The sequence below is a fragment of the Niallia sp. FSL W8-1348 genome (assembly GCF_038006745.1).
Classification (GTDB): domain Bacteria; phylum Bacillota; class Bacilli; order Bacillales; family Cytobacillaceae; genus Niallia; species Niallia alba.
Genome location: NZ_JBBOVV010000001.1, coordinates 3,008,768 through 3,033,187, shown reverse-complemented (window position 1 = coordinate 3,033,187; position 24,420 = coordinate 3,008,768). Strand labels below are relative to the sequence as shown.

General features: G+C 35.7%; 18 protein-coding genes and 1 riboswitch. Of the genes, 5 read left to right on the top strand and 13 right to left on the bottom strand.

Annotated features, from left to right (window positions below):
- Positions 1 to 35 precede the first annotated feature (35 nt).
- The 7 genes from NST60_RS14395 to NST60_RS14365 all read right to left on the bottom strand — a co-directional run bounded on the left by NST60_RS14395 (position 36) and on the right by NST60_RS14365 (position 6,677).
- On the bottom strand, positions 36 to 809 hold the full coding sequence (locus NST60_RS14395) for an IclR family transcriptional regulator (RefSeq protein WP_224428467.1): 774 nt from the start codon (positions 807 to 809) through the stop codon (positions 36 to 38).
- Positions 810 to 950: 141 nt separating this feature from the next.
- Positions 951 to 2,180, bottom strand: a complete 1,230-nt coding sequence (locus tag NST60_RS14390; RefSeq protein ID WP_101729580.1) for an MFS transporter — start codon at positions 2,178 to 2,180, stop codon at positions 951 to 953.
- A gap of 709 nt (positions 2,181 to 2,889) precedes the next feature.
- On the bottom strand, positions 2,890 to 3,399 hold the full coding sequence (locus NST60_RS14385; protein WP_341099127.1) for a nucleoside deaminase: 510 nt from the start codon (positions 3,397 to 3,399) through the stop codon (positions 2,890 to 2,892).
- Positions 3,400 to 3,513: 114 nt separating this feature from the next.
- Positions 3,514 to 3,774, bottom strand: a complete 261-nt coding sequence (locus NST60_RS14380; RefSeq protein ID WP_341099126.1) for a hypothetical protein — start codon at positions 3,772 to 3,774, stop codon at positions 3,514 to 3,516.
- Positions 3,775 to 4,370: 596 nt separating this feature from the next.
- A complete protein-coding gene (locus NST60_RS14375) occupies positions 4,371 to 4,793 on the bottom strand; it encodes a DUF1801 domain-containing protein (protein WP_016205077.1) in 423 nt (140 codons plus the stop codon).
- Positions 4,794 to 5,031: 238 nt separating this feature from the next.
- The gene (locus tag NST60_RS14370; RefSeq protein ID WP_169189300.1) at positions 5,032 to 5,685 is read right to left on the bottom strand and encodes an SMI1/KNR4 family protein; all 654 of its coding nucleotides are present in this window, start codon (positions 5,683 to 5,685) and stop codon (positions 5,032 to 5,034) included.
- A gap of 215 nt (positions 5,686 to 5,900) precedes the next feature.
- Entirely contained in the window at positions 5,901 to 6,677 is a 777-nt protein-coding gene (locus NST60_RS14365) for a MerR family transcriptional regulator (RefSeq protein WP_341099123.1), read from the bottom strand.
- A gap of 184 nt (positions 6,678 to 6,861) precedes the next feature.
- On the opposite strand from NST60_RS14365, the gene NST60_RS14360 reads away from it, so the two are divergent.
- The 4 genes from NST60_RS14360 to NST60_RS14345 all read left to right on the top strand — a co-directional run bounded on the left by NST60_RS14360 (position 6,862) and on the right by NST60_RS14345 (position 12,044).
- Positions 6,862 to 8,079, top strand: a complete 1,218-nt coding sequence (locus NST60_RS14360; RefSeq protein WP_341099122.1) for an MFS transporter — start codon at positions 6,862 to 6,864, stop codon at positions 8,077 to 8,079.
- Positions 8,080 to 8,231: 152 nt separating this feature from the next.
- Positions 8,232 to 8,948, top strand: coding sequence for a GntR family transcriptional regulator (locus NST60_RS14355; protein ID WP_101729530.1), 717 nt, complete (start codon positions 8,232 to 8,234; stop codon positions 8,946 to 8,948).
- A 174-nt stretch (positions 8,949 to 9,122) separates the two neighbouring features.
- Positions 9,123 to 10,169 carry a mannonate dehydratase gene (gene uxuA, locus NST60_RS14350; RefSeq protein WP_016205073.1) on the top strand — a complete coding sequence of 349 codons (1,047 nt, stop codon included), beginning with the start codon at positions 9,123 to 9,125 and terminating at the stop codon, positions 10,167 to 10,169.
- Between the two features lie 522 nt (positions 10,170 to 10,691).
- Entirely contained in the window at positions 10,692 to 12,044 is a 1,353-nt protein-coding gene (locus NST60_RS14345) for a gluconate:H+ symporter (RefSeq protein WP_341099120.1), read from the top strand.
- 196 nt (positions 12,045 to 12,240) lie between these two features.
- Here the strand turns inward: NST60_RS14345 and cysK are convergent, their stop codons facing one another.
- From cysK to NST60_RS14315, 6 genes are all read right to left on the bottom strand, one after another.
- A complete protein-coding gene (cysK, locus tag NST60_RS14340; protein WP_101729581.1) occupies positions 12,241 to 13,176 on the bottom strand; it encodes a cysteine synthase A in 936 nt (311 codons plus the stop codon).
- A 670-nt stretch (positions 13,177 to 13,846) separates the two neighbouring features.
- On the bottom strand, positions 13,847 to 15,184 hold the full coding sequence (locus NST60_RS14335; protein WP_341099119.1) for an ISLre2 family transposase: 1,338 nt from the start codon (positions 15,182 to 15,184) through the stop codon (positions 13,847 to 13,849).
- 1,271 nt (positions 15,185 to 16,455) lie between these two features.
- Positions 16,456 to 17,016, bottom strand: coding sequence for a transposase (locus NST60_RS14330; RefSeq protein WP_217989369.1), 561 nt, complete (start codon positions 17,014 to 17,016; stop codon positions 16,456 to 16,458).
- A gap of 256 nt (positions 17,017 to 17,272) precedes the next feature.
- Positions 17,273 to 19,663: a TOTE conflict system archaeo-eukaryotic primase domain-containing protein gene (locus tag NST60_RS14325; protein WP_224428327.1), complete on the bottom strand. Its 2,391-nt coding sequence runs from the start codon at positions 19,661 to 19,663 to the stop codon at positions 17,273 to 17,275.
- Positions 19,664 to 20,209: 546 nt separating this feature from the next.
- Positions 20,210 to 21,199 carry an aromatic ring-hydroxylating dioxygenase subunit alpha gene (locus NST60_RS14320; protein ID WP_224428326.1) on the bottom strand — a complete coding sequence of 330 codons (990 nt, stop codon included), beginning with the start codon at positions 21,197 to 21,199 and terminating at the stop codon, positions 20,210 to 20,212.
- A gap of 25 nt (positions 21,200 to 21,224) precedes the next feature.
- Complete coding sequence (locus NST60_RS14315; protein ID WP_224428325.1) at positions 21,225 to 22,583, bottom strand: uracil-xanthine permease family protein; 1,359 nt, start codon at positions 22,581 to 22,583, stop codon at positions 21,225 to 21,227.
- A gap of 182 nt (positions 22,584 to 22,765) precedes the next feature.
- Positions 22,766 to 22,867, bottom strand: a riboswitch (purine riboswitch).
- A 157-nt stretch (positions 22,868 to 23,024) separates the two neighbouring features.
- Here NST60_RS14315 and guaD point away from each other — a divergent pair.
- The gene (guaD, locus tag NST60_RS14310; protein ID WP_224428324.1) at positions 23,025 to 24,392 is read left to right on the top strand and encodes a guanine deaminase; all 1,368 of its coding nucleotides are present in this window, start codon (positions 23,025 to 23,027) and stop codon (positions 24,390 to 24,392) included.
- Positions 24,393 to 24,420: the final 28 nt, after the last annotated feature.

The window sequence follows — 24,420 nt, the reverse complement described above, 5'->3', positions numbered from 1 at the left end:
TTGGAGAAAAAATAGCCGTTTACTCCACCCTCTCTTTATAAGCGAATAGAACTTAATAGATGCATAGATTTCATATGCTCGCTGGCCTCTTTCGCCACTTCATTTATTTGTTTCACTAATTTTTCTTGATACATCTCGATATATTCACTTTCTCCAACGATACTGATACTGACATTCGTTTTTTTCTCATCGTAAAATATCGGCGCAGAAATGGCTGATACCCCTATTTCCAATTCTTCTACGCAAAAAGCAAGTTGGGAATGATAGATTTCGTTTAATTCCTTTTTTATGTCGTGAGGATTAGTTTTGGTGTATGGAGTGGCAGCTTCAAAGGGTGTTTCTTGCACGATTTTCTCTATAGTCGCTTCCTCTTGATAGGCTACAATTACTTTTGCTGCAGCTGCACAATGAATCGGCATCCGTTGTCCCACATGCACAAAATACTTATTACGTAAATCTGATGGCTGATGGGTATAAACACAGTACACATCTCCCCCATGATATCTACAAATGAAGGTATAAAGATTGGTTTGATTTGATAATTTTTCTCCATACCTGCCTAATAGTTTAATAGGGTCCTGCAATCTTAAAAATTGACTACCCCACAACATCGTTTTCGGTCCAAGATAGTATTGTTTAGTAGCTTTATCCTGGATAACAAGCTGCTGTTCACACATACTTGTAAGCATTCGATGAATGGTACCCTTACTTAAATTGGTCTCTCTCGCAAGTTCACTAACTCCCATCCCCATATTCGAACCAGAAGAAAGGCAGTCCATTACATCTGTAAAGCGATTTAACCATTCCATGCCTTTTCTCTCCTTTAAAAATAAGTTTCTCTTGTCGGAACACTGTTCCATTTTTTTAGAATAAGAGAAGGTGCCATAAATACACCCTTCTCCCTCACAAAAAATATAGATAAAGCGTAAATGGAACCACCCCTCTGCCTGTTATACAATCTCTTTATCCTTCGATTCAGGAATTAAAAAGATAAAGGCTAATGCAGATAAAATATAGACACCAGATAATAAGCTAAGTGCATAGCTTAAAGAATGATTGAGCGAAATATAACCAATAATAAATGGCGCAAATCCCGCAATAGCTCTTCCGACATTAAAAATAATATTTTCCGCAGTCGAACGAACTTCTGTATTATAATGCTCCGCTAGAAGTGCACCATATCCACCCATCATTCCATTTACAAAGAATCCTAATACTCCACCAAGAAGCAATAAGGCTGCCATTGAAGTAACTTGGAAATAGATCCAAACAATGATTGCTGCTGCAATCAAGAAAGTTATATAAGATGGTCTACGGCCAATTTTATCTGCTAAATAACCAAAAATTAAGATACCGATAATCATGCCAATAATCGTCGTTACAGTCCACAACGTTGTTTTATTAAAATCATAGCCTAGTTCTGATGCAAGCATGGTTGGCATCCAAGTCATAATGCCATAAAAACCAAAATTTTGAACGCTTGTAGCGATAATTAAGCCAATCGTTATCTTCGTTGTTTCCTTTGAAGCAAATAACTGTCCAATCGCTATCTTATTTTTATTTTCTTCTTTCAGTTTTGTCCAAATCTCTGGTTCCTTTAAATTTCTACGGGACCAAAAAGCAAAAATTGCTGGTAAAACCCCTGCAAGAAAGACACCATGCCATCCAAATTTTGGGGCAACAAACAATACCGTTAAAGTAGCAAGAACAATCCCTAATTGAAATCCAACCGCTACAACAGAAGTAGCACGAGATCGATACTTCTTCGGCCAAGTCTCACTTACGAGTGTCATCCCAATTCCAAATTCTCCCCCAAGCCCTAAACCAGCTAAAAAGCGAAAGACGGCAAAGGTTTCTAAATTAGGCGCAAAAGCACATAAACCTGTAAAAACAGAAAAAATTAAAATAGTCCAAGTAAACACTCGTACTCGCCCATATTTATCAGCCATTACCCCAAACACAATCCCACCAATTACAGCACCAAGCAAAGTAATCGTAGAAAGACTTCCCGCCTGAGCTTGATTAATGCCAAAAAAAGCAATAATAAGTGGCAGCGTATAAGCCAAGATCATCATATCCAACCCATCCATGGCATAGCCAACCGTTGAAGACCATAATGTTTTCCACTGATAACCCGTTATTTTCTTTTCTGGTACCTCTGTTGTTTCATATGCTTTCATATTCACTGGATAAATCCTCCCCTTAACAAAATTTCATTCTATCCTTCTAAAAAAAGACTCCCATCTTTCTAGCAGAAGTAATAAATAATCCCTATCTCCTCTCCTAAAATACAATCTATCATGTCTTTCTACCGTCAAATGTTTCACTGAACGGAACGATGTTTCAGAATTAAGTAGCATAAACGTATGATACTACTAAGTTTTTTGGAAATCTATTATATTGTCAGAAAATATGACAATATTTTTTATTTTCAGATATTTAAAGATAGAATCAATCATGCAAATACCCTCATCTGGAAACTAGATGAGGGTAGCAACAATTTATAAATTTAATTTTAGGAATTATTCCATATATATTATGGTTATTAAACGGCAAAATAGCTTCAATTTTAGCTCGTTTTAATTTAATCATTGGAATTAAAGAAATGTTAAACAATTGCGGATTTGCTTCAAAAAGCAGTTGTATATACTCAGCTCTGTTCCTTGATGTCTTTTAATTCCTCGATTAGGTCTCGCCAATTAAAATAATCATCGGGTTCATCAAGTTCATACGGGTCTTTTAAAATCTGGTATGTATTTTACATATGCTTCAATTTCTTAGGTGATCCAAAGTACTTATCGTCATTTCTTGTCTGAATATAATTCTTATCATAAGTAGATTTTCCAGAAAGGGACTCTGTTACGGAGTCCCTTATTCATTTAATCCCTTTTATTGAATAGCCGCTTTTCGTAAGTTTATAACATTATTAGGATTTGATGACCATAGTTTCATCAATTCCATTTGTCTCTCTTTCAGATCATCAAAAGGTTCTTCAACTACTTCAACCTCACAGAATTTCTTATCAAATACTTTTGTACCTTGTATTTTTTTATAACCGCCGAAACCCATATCGTCGTTAAGTAACCAGACTACTCTTTTAATATTGGCAAATAATATACCACCAGTGCACATCGGACAAGGTTCCAAAGAGGTATAAATCGTAAACTTTTCACGATTAACTTTTGCATTAAATATTGATTTTCCAGCATTTCGAATTGCATCAATTTCAGCGTGAGCTGTTGCATCTTGTTGAGTATGTACTCTGTTACGACCTTTCGCAACTAAGTTATAGTTTTCATCTACTATAACTGCTCCGATTGGATATGTATTCTCGTTAAGTGCTTTTGCTGCTTCTTGCAGTGCTAACTCCAAAAAATATCTATCTCTATCAATATTCAATAGTCTCATCCTCTCCTGAGCTACCTTTCTCGCTATATAGCCCTTTATCCTTCACAAAAAGAAAAATTGAAATTTTTGTCTTTTTGTGGTAACTGCCCCTTGTCCCGTTTTAAATCAAGCTTTGTTCTTTTCTCCGATTATTTCCACAATAATAACCAATAAATAAATTACACCTAAAAATAAAGGCAAAAAAGTTACTATATTAATTATTGGTGGATTCAGGCTTAGCCATTTTATTGTTTCATTTTTCTGCGGAAAGAAAAAATCTGGATTTTGAATTAAAAAATTCAGTCTATTAATCAATAAAAACAAACCAAATACTAGTAAGTAGTTTGAAACAACTACCAAATTTCTATAAATTTTACAAAATCCCACCAAAACACTTCCTTTTTTTCAGTTTAATACATACTTATTATTGTTAAATAATACCACATTTTCAAAAAAGATGAAATGTTTAAAAAAATTAGTTTGTGTACCTTGGTTTTATTCTTATTTTTATCTAATCTGGTTTTAATATTATCCTACATACTATCTTTATGAGGTAAAACAAAGAAAGTATACTCCGGAAACAAAACTGAGACACACATATATGCTAGAGTAAAAGTTTTCCAACATTAGGAATATGATTTCTTTTAATTTTTATCTCAATAACATTGATCTATTAACTGACTTCTTTACTATATATCAAATCTTAATCTAGTAAATCTGAAAATCTTCTAGAGAAAGTTGAGATGGTTGACGTACCCACTAAGGTATACATGAAGCAACAGTCTTACGTTGTAGACCAATGGGTGCTTGAATATTTTACGTGGCAAAGCATTTTCTTGCCACAACCTTCTATATTCAGTTCTCAATGAATAACTTTTACCCAAAATAAAGGTGTCAAGCACATGCCTGACACCTTTATTTTGGGTAGCAATTATAGCCATAAAAAGTCAGTAAGACATGAACATAGAACCATGCCAATAACCTTATTCACTAGGATAGAGATTCTGATATGTTTCTACCGTATGTATAATTAAATCCTTTAAAACATTGGTATCGATATCAGCTAATTTATTTACATAAATACAAGCCTTGCTCTTCGTGTGCTTACCAAAGTTCTCTAATAATTTTTCTCTTTCCTCACTTTCATAGGCCAAATAAAGACTAATCTTTGCCTTTCTTGGTGAAAAACCTACTAACGGTGCATCCCCTTCATGTCCTGATGCATACTTATAGTGATAGCTACCAAAGCCTATAATACTTGGCCCCCACATTTTTGCGTCGTAACCAGTTACCTCTTCAAAAATTTCTAATAACTGATAGGCATCTGCCTTCTTCTTCTCACTTTCCACTCTTTCAATAAATTCAATTACACTATTGTCTGTTTCTTTCATCTTCGGTTCATACATATATGCGCACTCTCCTATATTCTAATTACATACTTGTTTACATTATTGTCAGGATTATTACATTCTAGAATCAATCCTAATTTCCTGTTTAATAACCAAATATCCTACAAATACTTTTGAGAACTTTATAAATTTCCCCTTTATATACTAAAATTGTAGTATAGAAATGATTGTTGTTAACAATTTATTTCCAAAACCTAAAAGGGATATATGAGAGACATTCAAAGCTCTTTGCTATTTAAATATCTAATCCAAACCAGGTTCTTAAACGTTTTGCTGCCTCTCCATCTGCAACTATTCCGCTATCAGGACTTGTTGTGAAAAGTAGCCATTGCCAATCCTCACTCCCTACAAAACCTATTCTTGACCAATTATCGACGAATTCAATAAAGTTATTTGCAATTTTATAACCGTGTCCTTCTCCATTATCGTGACTAAGATAAACTATTGGAGCATCATCTTCCGTGTTACTCATATCAAAAGCTAAGTAATCACCATTTCCTACTTCACAAAAAGCCAATTTATTATGCCAAATGACATCATATTCATCTTCAGGATTAGGAAAAACATTTTCAATCCAGCCCATACGATCTTCTTCAAATTGAGAAAGCAGTTCTAAGCTCCAATGAGGTCTACCAGAGAAAATTTCTCGGAATTCATTTGGTTGCTCCATATTGTCAGGTAAAAACCAACGCAGGCTGAAATTGCCTGAGAACTCTTTGAGAACTTTTTTGAAACTTTCAGGTAACCTTACCCCAAGTTGTTCCTCTGTTTTGATTATTTGTTCAAGCGAAGCTGGTTCATCAATAATAACTTCTTGGACTTCTCCACCAATCTCTTTAATCCTAGAAGTAATAGTCTCAATTCTATATCTTATTACTTCATAATCCATCTAATCTCCCCACCATTTCTCAAATATAATATATAATTTACGCCCCTGGCTTATTTGAACTCGTTATAATCATCTTTTCTGCCTTTTGTTCTATCCACTAAAGATTAAAATAATGAGCATCTGTCGTTCTTAACTCTTCGCAAATTCACATCTTCGAAAAAATGCTGCTCTCCTCTCCTAAATAAATAATTGCGTTAACAATTACCCGTTTTATCTTACTTATTATTATCTTTACCCTTACTATTCTCTTTATCATCATAGTACGTTTTCAATTCTTTATAAATATAGCTAGCTATATTTTCTGGAAAATAATTATTAAACTCATCATTGTACTTGGCAAAAAAGCCATCATCGTCAATAAGATTTAAAAAGTTTCTACTCGCTGGAAATATATTATCCATTTCGTTTAGAATTTCTCGTACTTTTTTTCTGCTTGGAGAATCATTGTACTGAATAGCATTTCTAATCGCTTGAATTAAGTTCCATATTTCTCTATCCATTTTCTCCTTATATTTTGGATCATGAAGCATCTTTATTTCTTTCATAAGCTCCTTGTCCGCTATAAAATGTTCTTCCCATGCTTGGATTTGTGATTTTTCCCGCCTAAATAAATCAAGCATAATAAAGGCAAATTCATTTAATTCTTCCTCAGAAATACCTTCAATATTGTACAACCGTTCCATTCTCGTAATTACTTCTAACTTATCATTTAATTCTGCTTGTTTTTTTTCAATTAACTGCTTCTGCATAAGCAATAACTCTCGATTTTTTAACTTCTGATTAGTTATTTGTTCTTTTATTTCATTTAAAGACAGACCAAAATGTTTTAAAATCATTATTTGTTGAAAAAGTTCCCAGTCTAATCTTGTATATACTTTTCGACCATTTTTATTATATTTTTTTGGGGTAAGTAATTCTATTTTATCGTAGTACCGTAGCGTTCTCACTGTTGAACCTACTAACTTTGCAAACTGACCAATTGTTACTTCCATGTTAACACCACCTTACTGAATTATATACTGTTACGTAAGGTCACAATCAATACACTTGTTAATAGTTTTACTAATATAAATGAACGAAATGAAAATAGGATATTTTTTTTAGAAAAAGGTTGCTTACGACATTACGTCACCATCTATGATTGGTTCTATATTAAGTTTGAGAGGAAGGTTATGTATGGAACAACAATCATTATTTCGAAATCCCCCTTTTATATTTCTATTTATTGGTAGTTTTTTAGCGATTATTGGTTATAGCATGTTTTTCATGACAACAACTTGGTTTGTTATTTCGGAATTAGGTTCTGCTAGTTTATTGGGCATTATACTTATTGCCATTACTGTGCCACGTATTCTCATGATGGCATTTGGTGGGGTTCTTGCTGATAAATTCAAGAAGACGACAATTATGTTCAGTACGAGTTTAATCCAAGGCGTTCTATTAGTTATCCTATTTTTAATGAACAATGCAAATCAATTAACATTTGTATACCTGATCATTTTGGGATTCTTTTTTGGAACATTAGATGCTTTTTCTGGACCAGCTGGGACATCATTAATCCCGAAAATAGTACAGAAAAACCAAATAAAACAAGCAAATGCCGTTATTCAGGGATTGGGTCAGATTGGTTTTGTTATTGGACCTATTATATCTGGGAGTGTCATGGAATTCGCTGGCGTCACAACTGGTTATTTAGTCTCGGCTATTATTGTTCTTTTGTCTGCCTTTTTTATGTTTCCACCTTTCTTGAAAGAAGGTCCCGTAGACAATACCATTCAACAAACGCCGCTTAAAGATCTAATAGAAGGGTTTTCTTATGTAAAAGCAAGTAAATTTTTAATTACAGGTATCCTTATTTTAATTACGTTAAACTTCTTTGCCTTCGGAGCGATATCGATCGCAATCCCAATTTTAGTAGAAACGTATGGAGGGACACCCATTAATCTTAGTTACATTGATGCTGCTTTAGGGGTGGGGATGCTAGTGAGTACAGCAATAATCGCTATGATCAAAATACGCCGTAGAGGATTAACATCAATTGCTGGATTAATTGCAACATTAATCGTAGCTATAGCATTTAGCCAAATTCCTAATTTGTATATTTTGACAGCGTTAGCGTTCTTCATTGGATTTACCATGACATTTGTTTCAATCCCATTTTTCGCTTCAGCACAAGAAGATACTGATCCCCGCATTATGGGGAGGGTCATGAGTATTGTCTTCTTAGCAATGAACGGGTTTGATCCGCTTGCCTATGCAAGTGTAACTTTACTCGTTTCTAGAGGATTTGATATTCAATTAGTCATTTTGTCCTTTTCAATTGTTGGATTAATTATTGCTCTTGCCATTTTATGGAGAGGGAAGACGTTTAGAAATTATAAGTCTAACTATTAATTTCCCTTCAGGAAAAGACCACTTTTAGTACCTGACCCCTTGACCCGAAACAGCAAAATAAAATTGGTTATCCGAAATGTTGGTGCTATAATAATGAGTATAATTCGAAAAATGACGGGTCGAACCGTTTGATTTAGGGGTGTAGAAAATCCATGCTAATAGAGGTGCAAGCCAAGTTGCCTGGTGAGAATAATAGAGATTATTCATACAGAGTAATAAAAGAAGCGATTATGTCGTTGCGATTAAAACCGGGTCAATCTTTAAGTGAAGCAGAGATTGCCGAGGCACTTCAAATTTCTCGTACTCCAATTCGAGAGGTAATGGCAAAGTTACGAGAAGAACACTTAGTAGAAGTAATTCCACAAGTAGGAACGTATATATCAAAAATTAAACCAACCTTGATTGAAGAAGCAATATTTGTACGAATTATCTTGGAAAAAGAAATTTTAAAACAATCCTGTATATCCTTTCCGAAAAATGTATTGGTAGAGTTGAAAAATAATATCGCACATCAAGAATTATTATTAGATCAAAAAGGAATGGAGCAGGAATTCCACAAATTAGATAAACAATTTCATTTTCTGATCTTTCAGGGAAACAACAAGGAAAATGTCTGGGATTCCATTATCCGATTAAGTACCCATTACAATCGAATGAGACTTTTAGCCGAGATGAACCTTAGTTTCAGTGATGCAATCCTTCAACACAAAGCGATTGTGCAAATGATTGAAAATAAAGATGTAGATCAGGTAGAAACTATTGTAAGAGAACATATTATTGAGCCAACAAAGCTTTGGGAAGATTTATATAAGCCTAATAGTCCATATGTTGAATATTTTGATCTTACAAAAAAAATGCCAGTATTCTAGGGTAGAAACCTAGCTACTGGCATTTTTTTGTTGTCACTAATAGTTATAACATTTGGTGAAAGCGATTAATAAAATGACATTTCAGTAAAATTAATGGTTGTAAACGTTTCATTAGCATGCTAGCATACTAGTATGAAATGGTAATGCAAATAGAAAAAAAGGGAGGCATCTGAAATGGAAATGTCATTTCGTTGGTATGGAGAAGATGATCCAGTACAAATTGAGTATATTGCTCAAATTCCTGGGATGAAAGGAATTGTAACCGCTATATATGATGTACCTGTTGGAGAAGTTTGGCCAATGGATAAAATCGTAGCTTTAAAGAAAAGAGTCGAAAGTGTCGGCTTGAAGATTTCTGTCATTGAAAGTGTACCAGTGCATGAAGATATTAAATTAGGATTACCAACAAGAGATCGTTATATCGAAAATTACAAACAAACGATCCGTAATTTAGGGGAAGCTGGAATACCAGTCATTTGTTATAATTTCATGCCTGTATTTGATTGGACTAGATCCGATTTAGCGTATGAGCTTCCAGATGGTTCCACAACATTAATTTATGATGAAGCAACGGTTCAAAAGATGAATCCGATGCTTGGAGAATTATCACTACCTGGGTGGGATACTTCTTATGGTGAAGGCGGTTTAAAAGGCTTATTACAACAGTATGAAGGTGTGGATGAAGAAAAGCTTTGGGAGCATTTAGAATACTTCATTGGAGAGATTCTACCAGTAGCAGTTGAAAGTGACGTGAAAATGGCGATTCACCCGGATGATCCACCTTGGTCTATTTTTGGATTACCACGAATTATTACCAATAAACAGAACTTAGAAAGATTCTTAGATTTATATGACTCACCAAACCATGGACTTACTCTTTGCTCAGGGTCATTAGGATGCGATCCGAACAACGACTTTGTTGATATGGTCAAATACTTCGGAGGGATAAAAAACCGCGTTCACTTTGCCCACTTACGAAACGTAAAAATTACCGGGGAAAAATCTTTTTGGGAAACAGCCCATTTATCATCACATGGTTCATTAGATTTTTATGAAATTGTAAAGGCATTCATCGATTACGGTTTTGAAGGACCATTTCGTCCAGACCATGGCCGGATGATTTGGGGTGAAAAAGGAAGACCAGGATATGGATTGTACGATCGAGCTTTAGGAGCAGTTTATATAAATGGTTTAATTGAAGCAATCAAAAAATCAAAATAAGCTAACATTATTCCAATGAGGCTGGGACATAAGTATTCCAGCCAAGGATAATTCCGAACAATTATACGAAGATGCTAATGAATGTTCCGTATAATTGTTCGGGCTTTTATTTGTTTTTCAAAGGATGTTTCCATGAAGTTTGGTGCGATTCCCCGCAGCCGGAATACACTTCGCTTTCCATGGGGCTCGCGCTGAGCCGCTTCGGCCTGTGGCCTGCAGGGTCTCAGACTGTCTCGCTAATCCCATAGGAGTCTTCGTGTATTCCGGCTGCTCTGTTTTTCCAACTAATTATATTTCCTCTTGTAAAAAGTATGCGAAAGCAGCCGCTATTTACTAGCTATATTAGAAATTGTTCGTCTTTACAGAGTATCTATTTAGTTATGTCCCATCCTCATTGGATACAAGATGTGGACACTTATATTGTTATAAAAGCGATTTTATGTTGAGATATTCTGAGAGAAAACTAGAATTGTAAGATTATAGTTCATCACAACTAGAATATTAACTAAAGGAGAGAAAGTTATGCCATTAATTATTACTGCTATTGGTATTTTACTTTTAATATTTTTGATTATGAAGGTCAGGCTTCATACCTTTATCACATTGGTGGTTATTTCGTTCTTATTAGGTGTGGGACTTGGAATGCCAATCAATGAAATCATGGGATCTATCCAAAATGGATTAGGTAAAACAATGGCTAGTACAGCATTGATTTTTGGGCTTGGAGCTATTTTAGGGAAACTAATTGCTGACGCTGGCGGAGCCCAACGTATTGCAATGACATTAATTGATAAATTTGGTAAGAAGCATGTTCAATGGGCAGTCGTTCTTGCTTCCTTCATTCTTGGTATTGCCTTATTCTTCGAAGTAGGACTTGTCTTATTAATACCAATCGTTTATCAAATTGCCAAACAAACAAAAATTTCATTTGTTTGGTTAGGACTGCCGATGACAACGGCATTATCTGTAACACACGCTTTCTTACCACCGCATCCAGGACCAACTGTGATAGCTGCTCAATATGGGGCAAATATTGGAATGGTCTTGCTATACGGCTTTGTCATTGCTATTCCAACGATTCTTATTGCAGGACCACTATTCACAATATTTGCAAAAAAAGTAGTTCCGTCAGCTTTTAATAAAGTGATGGAAGGCAGTATTGCAAAATTAGGCGATGCAAAAGCCTATAAATTAGAAGATACGCCAAAATTTAGTGTGAGTGCATTCACCGCATTATTTCCAGTTCTATTAATGAGTATATCTACAATTGTTACCCTAATTAGAGATGTAGTAGGTTTAGAGGATAACTTATTCTTTGCCATTGTGGAGACGATTGGCCATCCATCTATGGTTATGCTATTGTCCGTATTGCTAGCTATCTATACAATGGGTATCGCACGAAAAATCCCAATTGATAGCATTATGACATCAGTGGAAAGTTCTGTTAAAGCGATAGGGATGCTACTATTAATCCTAGGAGTTAGTGGTTCACTTAAAGAAGTATTAATGGATGGTGGTGTCGGAGATTATGTTGCTGAAATTTTCGAAGGAAGTACCATTTCCCCATTAGTCCTTGCATGGTTAATTGCAGCAATCATTAGACTTGCACAAGGATCGGCAACCGTGTCCGCGTTAACAACAGCTGGATTAGTTATTCCAATGTTGGCTGGTAGTGATGTAAATTTAGCCCTATTAGTATTGGCAACAGGATCTGGTAGTGTTATTGCTTCACACGTAAATGATACCGGTTTCTGGATTATTAAAGAGTCCTTCGGATTGACAATGAAGGAAACATTTGCAACATGGACAGTACTCGAAACGCTTATCTCTGTCTGTGGATTAGGATTTGTCTTATTGCTTAGTTTATTTGTATAAAGATGGGACAAGCCCCTGCTCTCAAAATTAAGAAGCCAGTGAAATTCTACGTTTCGTAAAGTTTCACTGGCTTTGATTTTTTTAGAAAGGGTGATAAACTTTCGTTTCTTTGACTTAGAAAAAATAAATCGCTATACTAAACATCCCTGTGAAATAAGATTATTCGTGGCGTTCGTGGCGTTACTGTGACCATATTCTATTCTGCTGGAAAAAGTTCTGTTGATAAGTATCTTTCTCCTGTATCAGGAAGTAAAACAACAATTGTTTTCCCTGCATTTTCTGGTCTTTTCGCTATTTGAGTTGCTGCAAAAGCAGCTGCTCCTGAAGAAATGCCTACGATTAGTCCTTCCGTTCTTGCCAATTGCTTTGCTGCATCAAAAGCATCCTCATTTGCTACAGTAAAAATCTCATCCACTACAGAACGATTGAAGTTATCTGGGACAAATCCAGGTCCAATTCCTTGAATTTTATGTGGAGCCTTTGTACCGCCTGATAAAACTGGTGAACTAGCAGGTTCCACTGCAATAATTTGAACAGAATTCTTCTTCGATTTTAATACTTCTCCTACTCCACTAATCGTACCGCCAGTTCCCACTCCCCCTACAAAAATATCAACTTCTCCATTTGTATCCTTCCAAATTTCTTCCGCTGTTGTTTTTTTATGAATTTCTGGATTGGCTGGGTTTTTAAATTGTTGAGGGATATAAGAGTTAGGAATTTCAGCAGCCAATTCTTCCGCCTTTTTAATTGCTCCAGGCATACCGTCTGCCGCTGGTGTTAGAACCAACTCTGCTCCTAAGGCAATAAGCAATTTTCTACGTTCGATACTAAAGCTTTCAGGCAGTGTAATGATAAGTTTGTATCCTAATGCCGCTGCGGCAAATGCTAATGCTACACCAGTGTTACCACTTGTTGGCTCAATAAGAACCGAGTCTTTATTAATTAGCCCTTTTTCTTCTGCATCTCTAATCAACGCCAGACCAATTCTATCTTTTACACTTCCAGCTGGATTAAAATACTCTAATTTAGCGATAACTTGTGCTCCAACATTATTTGCTTCATTAAAGTTTACAAGTTCTAACAGAGGTGTATTACCAATGAGTTGAGTTAAATTAGTTGCGATGTTTGCCACTTTGTTTACCATTTCCATTCCTCCTACACTCTTAATCCCGATTTAACATATCAGATATATAAACTTTACTACTCTACACACAAAAGTACAAGTATGATTTTAAATTTTTTTGAATTTTTTAAATTAAATTTATCTTTTTGAAGGGAATCAGGGGGGACGGTTCTATGGCTTTCCTTTGAAATACTCATCACTCCCTTTCCCCACCCTTTTACTACAGAAGGAGAGACTTGGTCTTTCTTCTCTATTTCTTTGACTATAAAAGAGGAGAAAGTAGTGCAAAACGTACAGAAGTATTAGACGATTATTATCTTTCTTTTTATCCCAAAGCTTCCTAAGTTACTAAATTCAATAACATACTTTTAAAAATTTGATGATATAATTTAAGAAAAAGGAAATTGGAAAAATTTTAAATTTCCCCTATTGGAGAGAGAACAATGAAATTAAGTGACCGTTTTTTTAAGAATAGAGTAAAGCCTATCGCAATTGCTCAGTTAATATTGGTGATCCCACTGCTAATTATCGTAATTTTAACTTTTACATCAAACACTGTAAGATTGAGTCAAGTTTTTGTGGGAGTTTTTTTAGCTCCCTTTTTTATAAAGTAAAACCTCTAAGTTTGTATCCGCTTTCCAATTGGTTTTGTTCTTCCAACTGTTGATTCTCTCATTTTTTAAAAACCTTTTAATCCCTGTAAGGCAAAGTGAACGGGTTTTCCAATCGCTTGATTTAAGTATGGCATGTTCTGACGCACGGTTTCTGTTACTAATTTTGTGGGTATTTTTCTTTTCGGTCGATGCTCTTTCTTTGATTTTTCCGTGGCTTTTTCCCATTTTCCATATATCGTTTGGATAGATAGATCATCCTTCAACCCAATCCACAAACGTGCCATGCTCATGACGCCTTTTTTGCTCCATGCTCTTCCATTCTTTAATCGTTTGGCTAATTGATTCATCATCGCCTCTGCACTTCCCATTGGACGATACGCTGTCGTGTCCACACCTTTTTCCTGTAACCAACTACGGTAATCTTTTATGGTTTCCTGATGATGCGTTAAAAAGGCAAGGAAATGCTCTAGTTTTTCTTCTTTTTCTGGTGTATCCATTGTTCCTACTGCGCTATTCAACTCTAGAAGTAATGTTTCTACCTGGTAGTTTCTTAACGCTCTTTTCATGTAGCGGTATCGAGGATGGCTCTTCATTAGTTGCTTCATCGAACGAGCGACATGAAAACGGTCCATGGTGAAAAAGGCGCGTTCCCGAAAATACTCCCGACATGCCGTTATCCAGCCTGCTCCATCACCATTAATAATAAGCAAGGTTTGGGTAGGATCATACGCATAATGATTCTGTAAGAACGTTTCAAAGGCTTCCCAAAAGGGTTCTTTTCCTTCATAAAGAAAATGCCTTTTATTTCGGAGCCTGATTCGCTTTCCGTTTTCTTTCCATCCCTCGTGTACAGCGGCGAATTTCAACTCCCATCCACGCTTTTTCTTTTCTTGACTCTTCACATATAATCCATCTACTTCGACAAACAATACCTTTTGAAAAGGGCGTTTTTCCTTAGCGGGAAGTACGCTTGTTTGAAGAAGATGTTGCCGTAATGCTTCGTGGCTCATCGCCGAATAGCCTAAAAATTGTTCGAACGTTTCCACCGCCTTTCGATAGGAGGAGCCATTCGTCGCTAGTTCTAACCCCCATTCTTCTAGTAGCGGACTAAATCCCTTATTCCCCTGAAACTGTAAATAGTGATCTAATAGACAAATATATTTTTTAGTCACACGATCAAAATAATAATTACGCTTCAGCTCCACAGCTCCAAACGCTGTATCTAATCGTATTTCTCGTTTATCACGTAAAGCAAATCTTCTTTTGTCTCGTTGCTTGGCAATCTCTTGATCCCAATTTTCTAACGTTTGAATAAGGATTTCTTGAAACGTCATTTGTAGTGTTCGAAATAAAGTTTTTTCCAATTCTTTTAATGATGGCATTTTTATGTTACATTGATTCATGAGAGCCTCTCCTTTTCGTAGTTTTCTAGTCAAACTCTACTTTACAAAAGGAAGCTCTCTTTTTTAATACTTAATTTTTTCCAGCTACCGCGCTTTCGCTTGGTGGCCTTTTTGTCTAGTTGGGGGACTCGTCCCCCAACTAGACAAAAAGGATATTTATTCTCCCACAAACATTTTACTCATACACACTGTAAATTTGTTCTATACGGCCGTTATACAAATTCTGCTTGCAATATCGATGTTTTTAACGGGGATTGAGCAATATATGCTTAAAAACAAATGGCAAGCTATTACTTTTTTTGCCTTAACATTATTTATCATTTTTGTTGTTATCCAAACCTTTTATGTTGCAAGTATACAGAGATAGTTAAACCGACTTAAAAAAAACGCAAGGTTATATATACTCCCTTGCGTTTTTGTGTGAATTATAATGTTAAAACAATGCAACTTCCTTTGTGATTTTGGTTTCTATATGCGATTCCTACCTTAAAACTGAATAACAAAATCTCCCGTGAAACAAGATTATTCAGGATGTCACTATAACCAAAAAAGGGAGAGAAAGCTCACTCCCTTTCTTAAGAACCTTATTCAATCAAACGTTTGATTAGAAAATTACCAAAAAGAGCAATCTCTTTTCCACTGAGAGATTGCTCTTTTTATCCTATCACTCTATTTCTGATGACATTGATTCTAAAATGCTTTACTTCTAAGTATTTCATTTTCTTTTCCTAAAACAATAATTTCGTATCTTTGATCTTCTTTTAACAAGGAGGGTAACTTATTCGATACAATTATTTTGTTTGTCTGATTAATTAGTTTCGTACTCTTTTCTCTATTGTTAGCAGAAAGTGATGTTTTTATATAATAAAGCCTCCCATGAAACTTTCCTGTGAAACAAGATTATTCGAGGCGTCACTGTGACCTGTAACCTTAGTTTATCACATTCACACAATCTAACTCTCTATCAATCTTCGACAAATTTCGGGCCGTCCCTGTGACCTAGAATTCTGAAATAATAAGAGAAACTGAAACTTCAAAAACTTATAAATGGTCAAATGCATTAGAAGAACATGCTGTTCCCTTTGGATATTAAAAGCTATAAAATCAAATGGCTGGAAAAAAGGAGAACAAGTGAGCCTTGACTTATTATATAACGGAGATCATCAAATTCAATTGACTCCCACAACAGATATAGAAGAAAAACGTAAACCTTGGTGGAAAAACTCTTTAAATAAGGTCAACTTATTTAACTTTCCTAGGTATTGCAAAACCTAGATTGGATATTGATCAGATTCTTTTCCTCTCGCATGTAAAAATTGAAGATATTGCTCAGGTTTGGGGTCAGGAAAATACGCAAAAATCCGTTCTGAATTTACCATACTTCCCTCTTTGGTCTCTATATAGTCAAAATAACTGCTCCAAGGATATTCTTCCAAGCTTTCTACCATACCAGCTCGAATTGGATTTAGATGAATGTACCGATTCACTTCTAATTCATATTGAGCAGAAGTAATCAACTCAGATCCATAACGGCTTTCAAACACATGTCCTGTAAAATCGTATTTCTTATTGAAATATATCGCGTAATTAAAATGGAGAGTTCTTATAATGTCACTTGGGGAATGTTGAAGAGTTTTAATTTGAAGATGGATGTGATTTGTCATTAAACAATAGGTTTGCAGAATAAATGGCCTTTCCTCCATTACTTCTGTCAATAATCGCAGATACTTTTCGCGGTCTTCCTCGTCCAAAAATAAAGAAGTACGGCGAATACCTCGACTCGTAATATGATAACTAGCACCAGGATACCAAACACGCTTTTTTCTAGCCAACGAACAACCTCCCTTTTTATGAATTTTGCTTGCATATTATGAAGGATAAAATCGACGGAGATTAGCAAGAGGGTTTTATTCTATGCCCTCTAATAGAAAGAGGCATCTTAAAATACAACATTCTACATCCCATACAAAATCCCTGCATTTTCCGACAAAAAAATAGGAAAAGAAATCAAAAAATGATCCCTCTTCCACTTTGTCCTCCAGAGAGAGACAGAATTAGCTTTTTGTCTTTTTATGGTGCCTGTCACTCTTAAAACAGCTTCATTTGTTCAGATTTACTCTGATTATGTGATTTTTCATCATATATTTTATACCCCATCGATTGGTATCCCTTCATTCTCTTTTCAAACATAGCTTTTAACATCGGCTCTTTATGATCTACATAATCATAAACCTTAACACAAGATTTAAGTTCATGAATACGATGTAACCTCCCTACATATTGTTGCAATGTGCCTTTCCAAGAAATTGGCATAGCTAAAAATAAACAATCTAAACGAGCATTATCAAAGCCTTCTCCAATATATTTTCCAGTAGCAATAATAAGTCTTTCTTCATTATCAGGGAGTTTTTCAAGATTTCTAATTTTTTCTTTCTCATCTTTTTTAGTCATTCCACCGGTCAAGACAATTATATTTTTTGCGAACCCTTTGAAAGTTGATTCTAAGTCATGAACATGATCTAATCTTTCTGTTAAAATTATCGGCGCAGACCCTTTTTCTAGTTCTTTAAGGACATCGTCAAAAATTAGTTGATTTCGAATTTTATTATTTGTAAGTTCTTGATATACGGATTGAATTTCTTTTTCCTTTCCCATACTTTTAAAATTAGTATATCTAGGGATTAAATGATGTTCAAAAGTAAGTGTCTTTGCATGACTTTTTGCATTCACCTTATATCGGATGGGTCCTAATTGCATGGTCATAATCGGTTGCAAACCATCTTTACGAGTTGGAGTAGCTGTTAAACCATGAATAAATTTAGCATTCGAATATTTTAAAACTCGCTCAAAACTAACAGCTGAAATATGATGGCATTCATCTACAATTATTTGGCCATATTGTTTTACATATTCTTTAATTTCCCCTTTATAATTAAGACTTTGGATTGTAGCAATATCAATGATTCCAGATTGCTTATTTTTCCCGCCGCCAAGCTGTCCAATTTGGTTACCTTCCAACCTTAAAAATACTGATAAACGATCTTTCCATTGTTCTATCAATTGTTTCCTATGAACAATAATTAATGTGTTTACATTTCTTTTCGCTATTAATGCCGCAGCAATAACTGTTTTTCCAAATCCTGTTGTAGCAGACAAGATTCCTATAGAATTTTCTAATAATTTAGATACCGCTTGTTCTTGTTCTGTTCTTAATGTACCTGAAAAGTTTAAAGATAAAGGTTTTCCCGGATTTGTACTTTCTTGAAATTCATATTCGATTGCTAATTCATTAAATAGTTTAATTAATTCATCTTTACAACCACGAGGTAAAATAATAAAGTTATCTATTTCTTCCGAGCAGATAATATTTCTTGGTATACCATATGTGGTTAAACGTTTTGCTTGCGCTTTAAAAAATTCTGGGTTTTTAAATGTTGATAGATTTACGAGTTTTTGAATAAAGAAAGAGGGAAGTCCTATTTTATCTATATATAATCCATTCTTTTCAATAACGATTATCTTAGTAGGTAAATTATTCATTTCCTTTACCCTATTAGATACAATCTCATTATTTTCCTTAATGAGATTTGAATCCCCATTATTTTTCCTTGATACTTTAATAATCGATTCTACATCATCTTGGTTCATTTTCTTTACATTATCTAAATATAACCATTGATCAGAATATGGGGAAAAATTCTCATCCACAAACACACTATTACCTTTTTTTCTGGGGGTATTTTGTAAGGGAAGAGCAATTAAATTTCCAAAACCACCTTTTGGAAGTGTATCTTGATTGGGAAATAAACGGTCAAAAGAATCCATCCCCAATTGATATCTTCTCTCAAGTGTTCGTTCTAATAAAACGCCCCCTAGCTTTCTAGCTAAGGAAGCCGGAATTGCCTGATTAAAAAAAATCCAAACATGACATCCATTTCCAGAACGAGACCGTTCAATACTTGCAGGTATGTTCATCTCTTTACAAGTTTCCATAAAAGCAAGAACATCATTTTTCCAGTTTTTCTTATCAAAGTCGACTGCTAAAAAACAACATGTTTCATTCTGCAAAAGGGGATAAAGTCCAATAGTATGTTTACCAGTTAGATGATCATAGATGACTTTATCTGTTAATGGAATAAACTTTCGATGCTGACAATCCGCACATTTAATAGATGGTTTTTTGCATAAAGTCGGGTGCCATTCATTTGTACAAGCTGGTGTATAGCCGGACTTTCCGCTTTTAGATTCCCAACGAATAGAAAATACATCTTCTCTACCTTTAAAGAGTTTTTTATAAATCCGAATTCTTTCTTTAACTTTTTCTGCTTTCGTTCTATTTCCTGTCGGTTCTATAAATGATTCATTTAAACTAAATTCTATATTATGAACTTTTAAAAGCTTTTTTAATTGAAGATTTTCATACTTCAGACTTTCACATTCTTTAATTTTCATTAGTAATTGGCGTTCAGTATCTTGCATATTACCACCTCGAAAAGTTGGTCATTTATCTACATATATTTATTATACAAAAATAGGAAGATAGAAGGCAAAAACCTGTATTAGCTAGTTATTATAGTCTATTAGGCCTAAATAAAGGCTTCAATTAAATGCGACTATTTACGAGCTCAAATATCAGTCCAAATCATAATCTAGTAAAGAAGCAAATACTTGAGTTGGCAACATGGAATTACAATTAAAAGCATTTCCTTGAATTACCCCCTATTATTCGCGCCAGTTTTATGGGGGGATTTATGTTTTTTCAAAAGAAATAAGTGCTTATCAAAGCACAATCCCCTTTCAGAATTTCACTTAACCTAGACTAAACTTAGAAAAGTGTCTTATTCTACCCCCTTTAAATAAATAGGAAGATAGCAAGAGACAGCTTAAAACATAACATTCTACATCCCATACAAAATCCCTGCATTTCCCGACAAAAAAAAGGAAAAGAAATCAAAAAATGATCCCTCTTCCACTTTGTCCTCCAGAGAGAGACAGAATTAGCTTTTTGTCTTTTTATGGTGCCTGTCACCAGGAGTTGTCACCAGGAGTTGTTCCATTCTCCACCCCAAGTTCCTGCAGCCATCTACGGTAGCTGATCGTCAGGGCGTCAGACTTAAGATGCAATTCTGCCTGCAGATCCAATGGCAGTAATTCTGGCTTTTGGCTTTGAACAATATCTAAATCTTGATAAAAGATTTTATCCTGGAATTCGATAAATGGTTCATCTGGTTTATCTAAATCATAGTTTCTTGTTAACAGCATAAAGGCTTTCGACTGTTCGTTATCTTCTTGATTGACGACAAGCAAAATCGTCAACGCATCTTCTGATCCATCTGTTGTTTTCGTGAAACGAGCAGTTGTTGGATTTAGAATTTCATACACATAATTGGCATATCCACCTTTTGAACGTCCATCTGGATTGGGCTGGTAGACAGGAATTTTACTTGTAATAAAACGGTTATCGATAAAATCCACTTTATAATCGACCACTTCGGCATGATCCTCATCCCCAAGCAAGCCTTCATGAACAAACATAAGATGGGAAACATCAAGGAAGTTTTCAATGATTCGCGGTGCATTTGCTTTTACCTCATAAGGACCACATATCGCTGTTCGATATCCTTCTGTACTATATTCAGGATAAGAAATAAGCGGTGCTGGATCATCCCCCAAGTTCACCCAAATAAGTCCAAGGTATTCCTCACAATGATAAACGGTTGCTTTCGCTTTTCTTGGAATAGCTCGTCCCTTTGGCAATGCTGGAATCTTGACACACGCCCCTGCACAATCGTATTCCCAAGCATGGTATGCACAAACTAAATTTCCGTTTTTTACCTTACCAAGCGAAAGTGCCGCTCCTCTATGAATACACAAATCTTTAAAGGCATGAACGCCTTTCTCATTTCGAAAAATGGCTACTCTTTCTCCAAGAACAAATACTTGTTTCGGATCATCCTGCAATTCCTCTGCTTTACATACTGGATGCCATTCATTCCATAGTCTATCTTGTTGCATAATCGCGCCTCTCCTGTTCCTATTTTTAGTTAATATTTACCGTTGGCTTGTTTGTATTTACACGCTCTACTTGTTTTTGCGGCAAAACTAGATTAAGAATTAATGCAGCAATGGCTCCTATAGCTGTCCCTGATGATACAAAGTAAGTAACAATTTCAGGCAGCCCATTTAACACATTCGCCGGCATTAATACAGCAAATAAAGCGAGCATGATTGGAACTCCAATAACAATCATATTTCTCTCCGTAAATTCCAATCCTTTCACGACTTTAAATCCATTCATCATAATGATTACGCATAAAATCGCAAATACACTATTAATCACCACACTAGGGATACAGGCAATCAAACTCGTCAGTTTTGGCATCATGCCTAGAACTACTAACATAATTCCACCCATAATAATTGGCTTACGGCTCTTTACTCCTGTAATCGCAATAATACCAGCATTAGAGGAATAGCCCGTTACTGGCGTTCCACCAAAAAAAGAACCGACAAAACAGCCTAACCCTTCACCGAATGCACCGCCATTTAAACGTTTGTCATTAAGCTCTTCACCCGTTACATTGCTTACAGTAAACCATGTTCCCGTTGTTTCAATAGTGACAATTAAGTAAACTATAATCATGACTAGGATGGCATGAACATTGAATTGTGGCGCTCCAAATGCAAATAGACTTGGCATTTGAAACCAGCTTGCATTTTCTAATGAGGCAAAACTAACTAAACCGAAGAAAGAGGCAACAAGTGAGCCTAATCCTAGTGCTAAGATAACCGATACTACTTTTATATATTTCCATTTAGATTTAGCCTTTTCCCCTACGTACATACAGAAAATCAATACAGCTGCTGTAACGGTCGCAACCAAGATATTTTCGCCAAAACTACCTTCTGCTGTATAAATAGAATTAATCGCACTCGGCATTAAAGAAATCCCTACAACCACAATAACAGTCCCAGCAACAATCGGTGGGATGACTTTTCTAACCACTTTGCTATAGAGTTTAAGCGGATAACCAAGCAAGGCAATAATTAACGCACCAGGTATTAAGCTGCCTATCATTGTTCCAATTCCTGATGTCGTTCCAATTGCTGCAAGTGCACTTAATGGCACAAAGGAAGGTCCTTGCATAACAGGAAGCTTCATTGCAAAGCCTGCTTGAATAATCGTTGCAATTCCACATGCGATAAAGGTCATTTGGATCAGCAATGCACTATCCGATACGGAAAAGGACAATAAGCCTGCCAAGATAATCGGCGGGATAAACAAATCCATCGCTAATATTTGCTGTACTCCTAGAAAAATCGATTTGCCAACGGTAATTTCTTCTTTTCCTTTCTGTATATTCCCCTTTGCTTCCAAATTTTTTGCCATATTCTCCATCCCAGTACCCCCTGTTGATGATACCTTCATATAATCCTTGTTTCTTCATTAACGAGCAAATTCACCGAACAGAAAAGCTCGAAGTACATACCTTCCTTAACAAAAGAAAAGCATGCACTTCGAGCCCTTTATAATCAAAGTATGACAAGAATAGACATCTCCCTATAAAGGGACGTCATGTCCATTTTATCTCTGCTTTTCATAGTCAGTTTATTTACGGTAAACAGGTAGAAACTTGTAGGCCATATCCCTACGATTATATGAAAATACACTATTTATTTTTGAATATTATAGCAACCTGAAACATTTGCAATGCTCAAGCCCACCTTCAACATTCACTTCATTTTTTAAAATACGCAATAAAATTTTTTATTTACTAGCAATTATCAACTTGCTACAATGACTATATTAACACAAAACACGAACATTAGGAAGGTGTTTATGAACAATTATACGCATATTTTTCACGGAACTGCTTTTTCTAGTGAATCTCCCAAAAAAGTAACTATATTGAAAGACTATTTATTCTTTATCGATACCAATGGAATGATAAAAAAAATGATTGGACCGGAACAGGCCGAATATCCAGCCTTGTTAGAGACTTATGAAGGACAAGCTAACTTCCACCGTTTAGCAGAGGGGCAATATTTCTTACCTGGTTTTGTAGACTTGCATGTTCATGCACCGCAATGGGCACAGTCGGGTACAGCTTTAGATATCCCGCTATACGATTGGCTGCATACCTATACATTTCCACTAGAAGCTAAGTATGCAGATTTATCCTTCGCCTCATCAGTATATGAAGACTTGGTAAGCACCTTGCTTGCAAATGGAACAACAACCGTTCTTTATTTCGCGACTGTCCACAAAGAGGCGAGTTTGTTATTGGCAAAAATCTGTGCAGAAAAAGGGCAAAGAGGTTTAGTAGGCAAAGTCGTCATGGATGATCCAGAACAAAACCCATCCTATTACCGAGATGCCGATACACAAACAGCTCTAGCTGATACAGAGTCATTTATTTTAGCCGTGAAAGAGTTAGCCAAAGAGGCGAAACAAGGTGTTTATCCTGTTGTTACACCTCGATTTATTCCAAGCTGCTCAGACGAAGCCCTTAAGGGACTTGGCGAATTGGCAGCAAAATATGATACCCATATTCAGTCCCATTGCAGTGAAAGTGACTGGGCCCATGGTTATGTAAAAGAACGCTTGGGTAAGCATGATGCATTCGCTCTCCATGATTTTGGATTATTAGGCGACAAATCTGTGATGGCTCATTGTAACTTCTTAGATGACAACGATGCCGCATTATTTGTGGAAACTGGTTCAGCCATCAGCCATTGCCCGCTATCCAACGCCTACTTCGCCAATAGCGTACTGCCCATAAAAAGATTTCAATCAATGGGAATTGATATCGGACTAGGTACAGATATTTCCGCTGGTGCCACTCCAAGTCTGTATGATAATGCGAAGCAAGCCGTTGTTTCCTCGAGAATGCTAGAAGATGGCGTAAATCCAGCTCTTCCCGCAGAGGAAAGAGGCGTACCAGATTCCCAAATTTCTATTCATGAAGCCTTTTATCTAGCAACTGCCGGCGGGGGTGAAAGCTTAAGTCTGCCAATCGGACGTTTACAAGAAAACTACACTTGGGATGTACAAATCATTGATACAAAAGCACCAACTGCAAAACTGCCGATTTTCTCTGAAGCAGAAGATTTAGATGATATTTTCCAAAAGATCCTCTATCTCGTACGCCCAGATAATATCTCGGAAGTTTGGGTTCAAGGAGAGAAAGTTCACTCCCGTTCTTGAGAATTCTATTGGTCTACAATCAATCAGA